The following is a 12,063-nucleotide window of genomic DNA, read 5'->3' on the forward strand; positions in this document are numbered from 1 at the left end:
GCGATAACAGCAATGCGATACAAATCGCAAACTTCGTAGAGTCGCAAACAACTCTTGAGAGCAGAAATTCAACAATCCACCTCAGCGAGTAACGTCATGTTTGCAGTTCGTTTGCATCTGCAATTACCCCGAACAGGGAACTGCGAAGCAACCGAAAACTCCACAGTTGAGGTAAATATCGCGCAAAGTTATCAACCTTACCCAGCAACAAGGAACAAAACAATGGCAGCAACCAAAAGAAGATCACCGACATCAACGTTAGTTTCAAAGAACGCTATCAGCCAAGCCTCTACCTCTCTGCAAGACTTACCCGAAAAGCCAAAAGAGATTTGGTCACTCCGAGAAGCGATTAACTTGCTCAAAGATCAGATCACAGTGGCACTCGATCGCGGATACAGCTACACCGAAGTTTCGCAAATGCTATCGAAAACAGGTGTAGAAATCAGCCCATCTACGTTGAAGTACTATCTGTCTTCGGCGCGGAAAGACGATGGGGGTGGCAAAACCAAGACTCGCAGACGCCGCAGAACTCTAAATTTGCCCGCAGAAGCTCTGCAAAATGGCATGTCTGACGCGGCTATGGAAAAAGAGCCTGAAGCAGAAGCAGAGGCTCCTGCTAAAACTCCTGCCAAGCGAGGCAAAGCTGCGCCTAAAGCCGCCGCTGCCGCTAAAAAACCCGCTGCCGCTAAAGCACCCGCCGCTAAAAAACCCGCTGCCGCTAAAACAGCCGCCAGTAGAACTCGGAAGAAAGCCGCAGGCTAGTTTGCGATCGCGCATAGGCTTGCACCCGAGCAATCACTCTGCTGTGCCCATATCTTGTACCCAGAAAAAATCTGCTTTTGATGGGCTACCCCTGATCTGTGACTAGCACAGGCTGACGCAAGAGAACGCACCTCCATTTACGGTATGGTGGAACGTATCGCTATGTCTGAAGTGATCTGCCATGCAAGACCTTGCACAATCGTTTTCATTGCCAGAGAGCTTAGAGGCTTTCTGGATGCCCTTTACTGCCAACCGGCAGTTTAAGGCGAAGCCCCGGCTGATGGCATCGGCAAAAGGCATGTACTACACCACTGTAGACGGTCGGCAGGTGCTAGACGGAACGGCAGGACTCTGGTGCGTCAACGCAGGGCACTGCCGCGACAAAATTGCACGCGCGATCGCGCAGCAAGCCGCGACGCTCGATTTCGCCCCAACCTTTCAGATGGGACATCCGGGTCCCTTTGCGTTGGCAGAACGGCTAGCGCAAATGCTCCCAGGAGATCTCAATCATGTGTTTTTTACCAATTCTGGCTCTGAGTCAGTTGACACAGCGCTTAAAATTGCGCTGGCCTATCATCGAGTCCGAGGAGACGCCAGCCGCACGCGACTGATTGGGCGAGAGCGGGGATATCATGGCGTCGGGTTTGGCGGAATTTCGGTGGGAGGCATTGCTCCTAATCGCAAATTTTTTGGCAGTATGCTGCCGGGTGTCGATCATCTACCCCACACGCACAATTTGGAGCAGAATGCGTTTAGCAAAGGTCAGCCTAGCTGGGGTGCTCATCTTGCAGATGAGTTAGAGCGCATTGTGGTGCTCCATGATCCTTCTACCATTGCCGCTGTGATTGTTGAACCCGTTGCCGGATCAACAGGTGTGTTAATTCCGCCAGTGGGATATTTAGAGCGGCTGCGATCGCTCTGCACGAAATACGGCATTCTGCTGATTTTCGATGAAGTTATTACTGGATTTGGACGGTTAGGAACAGCATTTGCGACTGACTATTTTGGGGTGATGCCGGACTTGGTGACGGCAGCAAAAGGCATTACCAATGCAACTGTACCAATGGGAGCCGTGTTTGCGCGCGAGGGCATTTACAACGCCTTTATGCAAGGCTCAGAACAGATGATTGAGCTATTTCATGGCTACACCTATTCGGGGCATCCATTAGCGTGTGCAGCGGCGCAAGCAACGTTAGATATTTACGAAGAAGAAGGGTTATTTGAGCGGGCAAACACACTAGCGCCCTACTGGGAGGATGCGGTGCATTCCCTAAAGGGAGTGCCCCATGTCATTGATGTTCGGAATTTAGGGCTTGTGGCGGGAATTGAATTGGAATCGATCGCTGGACAGCCTTCAGTACGCGCCTACGACTGTATGGTGCGTTGTTTTGAGCAAGGGTTATTGATTCGGACGACAGGCGATATCATTGCGCTCTCGCCCCCACTCATTCTAGAAAAGCAGCACATTGATCAGATGATTGACTTATTGGGCACTGTGCTGAAGCAAGTGTCCTGACCTTCTCGACGAGTTGAGCAAGGTTCACCGTTTGCAAACGATGCGTTGGGTCTCTTGAGCGATCGCCCAGTCTTCTTCGGTGTGAATCACCAGCACTCGTACCGTTGATGCTGGTGTTGCAATATCTTGATCTACAGGATGGTTTGCATTTTTCTGAGTGTCTAATTCTAATCCTAAAAAGCGGAAGGCTTCACAGGTCTGCGATCGCACATCAGCACTGTTTTCACCAACTCCCCCTGTAAATACTAAGGTATCAACTCCCTGTAGCGATGCCATCATCGAACCGATTCCCGATCGCAAGCGATGGATATAGATTTCAAATGCTAATTTTGCTTGCGAATGGGTGGCGTCGCTCTCTTTAGAAGAATGTTCTGCGGCGATTGCCGCTAGAACTTGCCGCATATCTGATGAAATGCCAGACACTCCTTTCAGCCCAGAATCTTCATTTAAAAGATGATCCAGGTCATCAGGAGAGTATTGTTTCTCCCGCATCAGATGGATCAAGATTCCAGGGTCAACCGAGCCAGAACGGCTGCCCATCATCAAGCCATCGAGCGGGGTGAATCCCATTGTCGTATCAATACTCCGCCCCTTCTGAATTGCCGCTAGAGAACACCCATTGCCCAAGTGACAGGTGATCAGCCGCAATTCTCTTAGATCTTGGTTTAACAGTTGAGCCGCTCGGTTCGCACAATATTGATGGCTAATGCCGTGAAAGCCATACCTACGGATGCCCTTCTCAAACCATGAGTAAGGAATCGGATAGACTGCACTTGATAAAGGTAGCTGGGCATGAAATGCGGTATCAAAAACAGCGACTTGAGGAACGGTTCCGAGCAACTGTTCCATCGCTTCAATGCCTTCTAAATTTGCAGGGTTGTGAGACGGCGCAAAGGTAGATAGACGATCGATCGCGCTTCTGACCTCGGGTGTGATCAGGACGCTTTCTCGATAGTCCTGTCCGCCATGCACGACACGGTGCCCGATCGCTTCAATATCCGATAGGTTTTGAATAACCTGAGTATCACCACTAGTTAACGTTTCCAGCAGATGGGACAGCGTATCGATTCGATCTGATGCTGAACGTTCTTCGTGAATTTTGCTGCTGTTGGTCTTTACCTCGATTTCGGCGACGCCCTCACGATGCGTCCAATCGATTTTTGCCTCCCAAAGGGGCTGTAGCGGGCGATCTGATGCCTCCTCAGACAAATCGTAGAGCGCACTCTTCTGACTGCTTGAGCCTGCATTCAGTACTAAAATTTTCATGGCTCTGATAATTGCCTATTTTAATGTGACCTAAGTTCCTGGCAAATTTTGCAGTGCTTCGCTGAGATGGTCGCGGTTGCCCAACTGTTCGAGTAATGGGCCATGTTCATCAAATTTAACGACGCTCACCGATGCTACCGGAGCGGCAATGCGATCGCGAAATCTGCCTAAATCAATGCCCAGCAAATTACACAATATGATCCGAATTGTTCCTTTGTGCGCCACAATCAGCACGTTGCCCGTCGAGTGGTGCTGCTGGATTTCGGTAATCACCAGAGCAGATCGACTCGCCGCCTCAACCGCTGTTTCTCCTCCAGTAGGCGGGTTCCAAGCGGGTTCTGCCAACCATTTTACATAGTCATCATGATAGGTCTTTTGCACAGTTTGTACGGTTTCACCTTCCCATTTACCGTAGTTAAGTTCAATTAAGCCCTCTCTCAAGTGCATCTCAGTTTGGATTGCATCGCACAGTGGCTTTGCCGTGGCGATCGTGCGTTTTCTCGGACTCACATAAACGGCATCCCAAGTAAACGTGCGATAGTGATCTGCAAAGGCTTGTGCCATTTGCGTACCGGATTCTGTCAAGTCCGGATCGAGAGAGCCGCAGTAAAGATTTGCTCTGCTGAACTCTGTTTGTCCGTGGCGAAGAAAATAAAGTTTAAGAGGCATGAAGATTATAAAACATGAAGTTTGAACAGGTTGTGGATGTCTTGAATAGTTAAGTGACTGGAATTAGAAGATTGAGATTGCAGAGTGGAGCAAGTTGGATAGAGGGCGCGATCGCGCCCTCCATTTGGTAAATTTACCGCGACGATCGGGCAGCCGAATCATCCCCGACGATCGTTGAATCCGTGCTGCTCGACTGTTGAACTCTTGTTTTCCCTGTCTCTTTTTCTACAGCAGAACCACTATAGTACTGCCATTTCCAGTCTCGAACCTCTGGCATATCTTCACCATGTTCAACAATGTAGTGTTGATGATCGATCAGCTTATCTCGAATCAACTGTTTAGTATATGCGCCTGTGTTTCTAAGTTTTGGCACTCGGTCAATCACATCATTCGCTAAATGGAATCGATCGAGGTCGTTGACCACCACCATATCAAATGGCGTTGTCGTGGTTCCTTCCTCTTTGTATCCGCGCACGTGCAAATTCTTATGATTCGTGCGGCGGTACATAAGCCGATGAATCAGATAGGGGTAGCCGTGGAACGCGAAAATAATCGGCTTATCGACCGTAAAAATAGAATCAAAATCGCGATCGCTTAATCCATGCGGATGCTCGCTTTGCGGCTGTAGCGTCATCAGATCGACCACATTGACCACGCGGATTTTTAGGTCGGGGTAGTGCGATCGCAAGAAATCTACGGCGGCTAGGGTTTCTAAGGTCGGCACATCTCCAGCACATGCCATCACGACATCAGGTTCTTGATCATCATCGTTGCTTGCCCATTCCCAGATGCCAAGTCCGGCGGTGCAGTGTTTGATGGCTGCATCCATATCCAGCCACTGCAATTCTGGTTGTTTACCCGCCACAATCACATTGACATATTGACGGCTGCGCAAACAGTGATCGGCTACCGATAATAATGTATTAGCATCCGGTGGTAGATACACGCGCACCACGCTGGCTTTTTTATTGAGCACAATGTCTATGAAGCCTGGATCTTGATGAGTAAAACCGTTGTGATCTTGCCGCCACACATGCGAAGTTAGCAAATAATTGAGCGATCCGATCGGCAGTCTCCACGAAATATCGTTACACGCTTGCAGCCACTTCGCGTGTTGATTAAACATCGAATCGACAATGTGGATAAACGCTTCATAGCAAGAGAAAAATCCGTGTCGTCCCGTCAGCAAGTAGCCTTCTAACCAACCTTGGCAGAGGTGTTCGCTCAAGACTTCCATGACACGGCCATCGGTAGAAATATGATCGTCGATCGGTAAGATGTCTCCGGTAAAGACGCGATCGGTCACTTCTAGAATGGCATTAAGGCGGTTAGAGTTGTTCTCGTCAGGAGACATGACGCGGAAGTTGCGGTTGTCCATGTTCAGTTTCATCACATCGCGCAGAAACTGACCGAGAATGCGAGTCGATTCTGCCTCCACCGTTCCCCAATCAGACACATCTACCGCATAGTTGCGAAAATCGGGTAGGTGCAAATCTTTCAGCAACACGCCTCCGTTCGCATGAGGATTAGCTCCCATCCTGCGATCGCCAGATGGGGCAAGTTCCGCTAGTTCTGGTTTGAGTCTCCCCGTGTCATCAAATAATTCTTCTGGCTTGTAGCTCTTCATCCACGCTTCTAGCATTCGCAGATGATCTGGTTTGCTGCCCAATTTGTCTAATGGAACTTGGTGAGCGCGGAACGTGTTTTCAATCGGCAAGCCGTCTACTTCTTTCGGGCCTGTCCACCCTTTCGGCGTTCTTAGAACGATCATGGGATACTGCGGTCGTTCTTTGAATCCATGCGTTCTTGCTTCTCGCTGAATGCTTCCAATCTCAGCTACGATTTGATCTAGCGTTCCCGCCATGAGTTGATGCATCGTTTCTGGATCATCACCTTCTACAAAGTAAGGTTTATATCCATAGCCAACAAATAAACTTTCAAGTTCCTGATCGCTCATGCGGGCAAGAACCGTTGGATTTGCAATTTTGTATCCATTTAAATGCAGAATTGGCAGCACCGCTCCATCTCGTGCAGGATTGATAAATTTATTCGAGTGCCAGCTTGTTGCCAACGCTCCAGTTTCGGCTTCCCCGTCGCCGATGACACAGCAAACCAATAAGTCAGGATTATCAAACGCTGCACCATAAGCATGAGCCAACGAGTAGCCGAGTTCTCCGCCTTCATGAATCGAACCGGGCGTTTCGGGAGCTGCATGGCTCGGAATTCCACCGGGATAAGAGAACTGTAAAAACAGTTGTTTCATCCCTTCCTCGTCTTGCGTAATGCGGTTGTAGCGTTCGCTGTAGCTTCCTTCTAGGTAGGTGTTCGCGACCATTCCCGGTCCGCCATGTCCAGGACCACAAACATAAATCGTGTTGAGGTCATAGCGTTTGATCAATCGGTTGAAATGCACGTAAATGAAATTCAAGCCAGGCGTTGTGCCCCAGTGTCCGAGCAATCTAGGTTTGACCTGCTCTAGCGTTAACGGTTGCTTGAGGAGCGGATTATCCCGCAAATAAATTTGTCCAACTGACAAATAATTAGCGGCGCGCCAGTAGGCATTCAGTTTTTGCAGTTCTTCCGCTGTCAACGGCGATTGGAGTTTAACTGAGTTAGCAACGGTCATAAAAGTTAACTCGCGAGTGAATTCGGTAATTATCAGCAATTACCTCGCGATCGCAATCTGTCAGGAGTATGGGGAATGGCGAGTGTGTGCCAGAACAATCATCACTGCGTTTCAGATTGAGAAATTTTAGACTGAGAAAGAGATAGCTGAGATCTTGCACCATTCTCAATAGGGGTTGCCAAACGCATCAAAATCTGAAAGAAAGGGCGTAGAAAAATAAATGGACGGTTATGGAAACCATCGTTGTACCCGCCCAATCGCTAGTGTATAGCCTCCTTTGCTTGATACCTAGCACTTATCAGAAAGACAGTCTGAATGCGCTGTTTGGCTTATTCCTCGAAGCCCTGGGACATCCCATGCCCCAACACACCCAAGTAAAATCTGCTAGTTCGCTGAGTCGATTTTTGAACCACTACTCGTGGTCTACGCGCAGCGTGATTCGCGCCACCCGCAAGGCTGCGTTTGACCAACTGAGGCAGCATCCTCCACGCCCAGACCTGCCAATCCGAGTGCTGATAGACCTGACAACATTAGAGAAATGCGGCAAGTTTTTGCATCTAAGTACCCCGACCGAGAATCCAGATGCGCCTGACCCATGGGTGCGAATGCTCAACGGCAAGCGCGGACTGCATTTGGTCGTGTTGTATCTCAACTATGGCAATTGGCGCATTCCTTGGAGCTTTCGGGTCTGGAGAGGCAAGGGGCAAGCGAGTCCCGCGCAATTAGCCTGTAAGCTTCTGGCGAGTGTGTCCCCTCGCTTGGCGGCGGGTGCGCCTGTGATTGTGCTTGCCGACACTGAGTTTGGCACAATTGAGTTTCTCCAAGCCGTTCACAACCGAGGTTGGCGAGCGGTAGTCGGGATGCGTTGGAATCGAAAATTGCAAGATGGCAGCAACCTCAAACAGCTTTACCGCCACGGCAAGCGGGGAGCGCAAATCAAACTCGAAGGAATGGCCTTTGCACTGACTGTCTCTTGGTTCTGGCTCAAACAAGCCGATGGCAAGCGAGAACTGCGCTTTGTTGTCTCCACCTATCCTTACTCTGGTGTCTATCTCGTGCGCTTAGGTCGCAAGCGCTGGGCAATTGAAGCCTTCTTCAAAACGATTAAGCATCGCTTTGGGTTACATCGCTTTGGACAATCCACAAAGCGAGGAGTCTATCGCTGGTTGATTCTGGTTCTGATTGCTTATCTCCTTGTCCATTGGATTCATCAAAGCACTTTACTGCCTCAACTCGATTGGAAGATTGCTAGCGATCTCACTCTGTCCATTTTGTTTGCTTCTGTGCTGTGGTTCCAGTTTCTTCGACATCTCCGAAGAACAACTCATATTGCTGCACGATACCAGTTTGAGATTGTTCTCAAATCACGACCAATGCTGGCTTATTAGGAATGGTGCAAGATCTGAGATAGCTTAAAATGTGTTCATTCTTACATTAGTAGTGTGTTCACTAACACATTAGTCAATGTTGGTAAACACATCGGTCTATGGTTAAGCATTACAGTTAAACGATTGATATAACAGCGCGATTAATAATTACGGTTTGTCACACAAGGTACGATCCTCAGGAGCTTGGCTGAGCCAATCGCTACCGTCAACGCTGGGATTAGTCCTCAGATAATCTCGTACCCAATCACACGCGGCTGTCATCGGAGCGAGAGACAGGATTTGCTGTAAGTTCCACAAAATAATAGTTTTATCTGCACTGGCAGATGCTAAAAGTTTACCATCTGGACTAAAGTCGATTCCTCGAATCGTATCTGTGTGCCCGCTTAGTGTTCTCAATAGCGTTCCATCTAACTTCCACAATTTGATTGTCTTATCGGCACTAGCAGATGCAATGAGTTGTCCATCTGGGCTAAATTTGACTTCATACACCATCCCCTGATGACCCTGGAGCGTTCTAAGTAATTTGCCGTCCAGCGTCCACAACTTTACCGTCTGATCAGAACCGCCCGTCGCCACAGCCCCCTGACCGTTGGGCAAGGCTGCAACACTCGGATTAAACGCCACGGCACGCACATCGGCTTGATGCTGAGCTAAGGTTGCCAACAGCGCCCCATCTTTGACGCGCCAAAGCTTCGCTGTGCCATCTAGACTGGCAGAGGCTACCATTTGCCCATCTGGGCTGACGGCAACTTTCCAGATTGAATCTGTGTGTCCCGCTAAAGTTTTGACCAAGGTGCCATCGCGCCCTCGTAGCCGCAGCACCTTCTGGATTCCGCCCGTCACAAACCAGTCTCCCATCGGGCTGAACTGCAAGCTATAAATCGCTTCTCCCGGTTCAGACAGCGTTTTAATCAGCGCTCCGTCTCGGCCTCTTAGCTGAATGTCTTGATCAGATTCAACCAACACAAGCTCTCGTCCATCTGGGCTCGCCTTTGCCTCGGTCACCCAACGCTGTTCGTCTCGAATTGTCTTTAATAAAACTCCGCTCTGCGTCCAAACCTTGACCGTTTTATCTTGACTGGCGCTGAGCAACTGTTGCCCATCGGCACTAAAACTGACCGAATGGACGGGAGCTTGGTGTCCTTCTATGCGCGTTAGCAGTCCATTATTTAATCGCCACACTCGCCCGGTTTGATCCAAGCTTCCGGTGAGCGCGTAGTGATAATCGGGACTTAATGCCACGCTCCAGATGATGTTGTCATGACCGTGGAGCGTTGTGAGCAATGTCCCATCGCGCCGCCACAGTTTAAAAGTTTTGTTAAAGCCAACCGAAGCGATTAACCCACTGCGAGACGCCGCAGAAACCGTCCCTCCACCTGAACTAATCGCGATCGCAGTCACTCCCTGCTGATCGGCATCAAGACTTTTGATCAGCGTGCCATCTAGTTTCCACACTCGAATCTTGTCGTCAAGCCCACCAGAGACAAACGATTGACCATCCGGATCAAAGGCAACGCTCATGACGCCATCGCGATGTCCGTCTAGAGTGCGAATCAATCCGGCTCGGTTCCAATGTTTAATTGTTCCGTCTAGGCTGCCCGAAATTAACTCCTGCCCGTTCGGGCTGAAGCCAACACTCTGCACGGCCGTTTGATGTCCGGTTAAGGTCTTGAGCAACCGCCCGTCACGGCTCCACAATTTGATGGTGTTGTCTTGACTCGCTGACGCCAGCAGTTGACCGTTTGGGCTAAAGGCGAGTCCGTTAATCGGCGCAGTGTGTCCGGTCATGGCACGAATGATCCAACCATCGTGCGTCCAAAGCCGAATTGTATTGTCTGCCCCTGCCGTTGCGATCGCGCCATCGGGACTAAAAACTGCCGTGAACACGCTCGCCGGATGTCTCAAAGTAGCAACTCGCGAACCGTCATGCCGCCACAACTTCGCCGTTCTATCAGTGCTACAGGTGAGCATAAATTCACTGTTTGGGCTGATGCTAACGCAGCGCACGTCGCTTTGATGCCCAGTTAGCCGATTTGCTTCTGCCGCAGAATAGACGGCTTGACCCAGCGCCCGTTCGACTTGCAAGTGAATCGTAGGGTCAGCAATGCCCAAACGGACGAGTCGTTGTTGGGCACGCAACGCCATCACTAGCGCATCAAGTCCTTTACCCACGCTATAAAGGGCCTCAGACGTGCTGGTGATTGCCCGAATTTCATTGCGGGCGGCATGGCGATACTGCCCATAGGCTAGAGATCCCATGACGATCGCGACAACTAATTTCAAAGTCATGCCTGCCAGCAAAAGGCGCTGACGTTTTGTGCTTTTTCGTTCTATGTCGAGCCTAGCTTCAATTTCTTGAGTGCGAGCGGCTTCTAAATCACGCTGCATCTCGCGCTGATCAAACCTTTGACTTGCAGCTAAAAATCGATAATCTTGATCGCTCAAACTTTTGCCAATTGACCAAGCCTGAGCATCAATCAGAGCTTTTCCTCTCAGCAGACGGGAGTCATCGTCGCCTGACGAATGCAGCCAGTTGGTTAGGGATTCAGCATAGGGACGCAATCGAGCCAACTGCTGCTCGACCCACTCCAAATTAAAGACCGCCGCATAGACCAAATTTTTGACTTGCAGATGTCCGTTGTGTTTTTCAACGAGTCCTGACAAGATTAACTCCATCTGTTCGCGGCTACCATTGGTTCCGACATTGCCCTCAGTGCTACTTGCCACATCACTGTGGTGCACTAGAACTGCCTCGCTCTCTAGCGCCGTTTGACTCAGCAAGATCTGCTGGTAGAGTCCCAGCAAACCTCCAGCGCGGAGTTCGTTGGTGAGAATGCGATCGCGAATCGTTCGTAAATGCTCCGGCTCATCTTGGGCCTCCCAATTTTCGATCAGGCGAATGCGGAAAAGCTGTTCGAGTTCCGCTGGAGACAGAGCCCGTTGGCAGGAGCACGCAGCGCCGTCTAGAAGGTCGCGTTCCCTCATCGCTTCGACCACCAGTTGACACAGTTTTTGGGTCAGAAACGGCTGTCCGCCCGTCCAGGTTAAGATGTGACGCAGCACCATTTTAGGATTGCGAACGGTCTTTGCTAACCCCGGTAAGAGCGGCAGAGCATCTGCAAACTGCAATCCACCCAGTTCGATCGCATGACCGATATTAAATGGTGTTCGAGTTTTATCAGTGATCAGATCTGCTGGAGTAGCCACGCCAAGTAGCGCAAAGTTCAGTCGCTCAAATGCTGGATACTCAAAGCGATGGTCGTAGCACGCTCGAATCAGGGCAAAAAAATCATCCACTGAGAAATCAAGGCTCAAAACGCTGTCAATTTCATCAATGAAAATGACAATATTTCCTGGGATCTGTTCTAGCAAAACGGTTCTAAAGAATTCTGCCAATCGGTTCACAGCCGTAATATGAGCGCGATCGCGCCACCATGCTGCCAATTTAATCGACAGCCCAGCGCTGCTCATCACAGAGGCGGCAATTGAGGCGTACCACTGTTCACTGCTGACTTGCTGAGTGCCGATTGCAGTAATGTCGATCACGCAGCAGCACACACCTTGCGATCGCAGGCGTTGCATTGTTTGTACTCGCAGGCTTGACTTCCCCATCTGCCGCGAGTTGAACACATAGCAGAACTCGCCCTTCAACAAGGCGTCATACAACACCTCATCTGCCTGCCGCTTGACATAAGACGGTGCATTGGGCGGCAAACTTCCACCCACCTGATAATTCATGATTCGCCGTCAACTTTACATTAGGTGAAACGTTTGTAACTAACTCTAGATCTGACAAAGCTCTGGTTCAGATACCAACGGGGAAGCAACCTTTGACT

General features: G+C 49.9%; 7 protein-coding genes. 3 read left to right on the forward strand and 4 right to left on the reverse strand.

Going from position 1 to position 12,063, the window contains the following annotated elements:
- Positions 1 to 222: 222 nt before the first annotated feature.
- Together AC5I6P_RS25635 and aptA are read left to right on the forward strand one after the other, a co-directional pair.
- The gene (locus AC5I6P_RS25635; RefSeq protein ID WP_495696607.1) at positions 223 to 762 is read left to right on the forward strand and encodes a hypothetical protein; all 540 of its coding nucleotides are present in this window, start codon (positions 223 to 225) and stop codon (positions 760 to 762) included.
- Between the two features lie 181 nt (positions 763 to 943).
- Entirely contained in the window at positions 944 to 2,278 is a 1,335-nt protein-coding gene (aptA, locus tag AC5I6P_RS25640) for an omega-aminotransferase AptA (RefSeq protein WP_495696608.1), read from the forward strand.
- A gap of 24 nt (positions 2,279 to 2,302) precedes the next feature.
- On the opposite strand, the gene AC5I6P_RS25645 is transcribed toward aptA, so the two are convergent.
- The 3 genes from AC5I6P_RS25645 to AC5I6P_RS25655 form a co-directional block, all read right to left on the reverse strand.
- Positions 2,303 to 3,544, reverse strand: a complete 1,242-nt coding sequence (locus AC5I6P_RS25645; RefSeq protein ID WP_495696609.1) for an acetate kinase — start codon at positions 3,542 to 3,544, stop codon at positions 2,303 to 2,305.
- A gap of 30 nt (positions 3,545 to 3,574) precedes the next feature.
- Entirely contained in the window at positions 3,575 to 4,213 is a 639-nt protein-coding gene (locus tag AC5I6P_RS25650; RefSeq protein WP_495696610.1) for a histidine phosphatase family protein, read from the reverse strand.
- A gap of 133 nt (positions 4,214 to 4,346) precedes the next feature.
- On the reverse strand, positions 4,347 to 6,839 hold the full coding sequence (locus AC5I6P_RS25655; protein ID WP_495696611.1) for a phosphoketolase family protein: 2,493 nt from the start codon (positions 6,837 to 6,839) through the stop codon (positions 4,347 to 4,349).
- A gap of 230 nt (positions 6,840 to 7,069) precedes the next feature.
- Here AC5I6P_RS25655 and AC5I6P_RS25660 point away from each other — a divergent pair, with 230 nt between their 5' ends.
- Positions 7,070 to 8,227, forward strand: a complete 1,158-nt coding sequence (locus tag AC5I6P_RS25660; RefSeq protein ID WP_495696612.1) for a transposase — start codon at positions 7,070 to 7,072, stop codon at positions 8,225 to 8,227.
- Between the two features lie 147 nt (positions 8,228 to 8,374).
- On the opposite strand, the gene AC5I6P_RS25665 is transcribed toward AC5I6P_RS25660, so the two are convergent.
- Positions 8,375 to 11,965 (reverse strand): AAA-like domain-containing protein, encoded by a 3,591-nt coding sequence (locus tag AC5I6P_RS25665; protein WP_495696613.1) that lies wholly within the window; start codon positions 11,963 to 11,965, stop codon positions 8,375 to 8,377.
- Positions 11,966 to 12,063 lie beyond the last annotated feature (98 nt).

The sequence above is a fragment of the Myxacorys sp. genome (assembly GCF_059501405.1).

Excerpts from the sequence above, each read along its gene's own strand:
- AC5I6P_RS25635 (WP_495696607.1), top strand. The coding sequence starts at position 223 with ATGGCAGCAACCAAAAGAAGATCACCGACATCAACGTTAGTTTCAAAG.
- aptA (WP_495696608.1), top strand. The coding sequence starts at position 944 with ATGCAAGACCTTGCACAATCGTTTTCATTGCCAGAGAGCTTAGAGGCT.
- AC5I6P_RS25645 (WP_495696609.1), bottom strand. The coding sequence starts at position 3,544 with ATGAAAATTTTAGTACTGAATGCAGGCTCAAGCAGTCAGAAGAGTGCG.
- AC5I6P_RS25650 (WP_495696610.1), bottom strand. The coding sequence starts at position 4,213 with ATGCCTCTTAAACTTTATTTTCTTCGCCACGGACAAACAGAGTTCAGC.
- AC5I6P_RS25655 (WP_495696611.1), bottom strand. The coding sequence starts at position 6,839 with ATGACCGTTGCTAACTCAGTTAAACTCCAATCGCCGTTGACAGCGGAA.
- AC5I6P_RS25660 (WP_495696612.1), top strand. The coding sequence starts at position 7,070 with ATGGAAACCATCGTTGTACCCGCCCAATCGCTAGTGTATAGCCTCCTT.
- AC5I6P_RS25665 (WP_495696613.1), bottom strand. The coding sequence starts at position 11,965 with ATGAATTATCAGGTGGGTGGAAGTTTGCCGCCCAATGCACCGTCTTAT.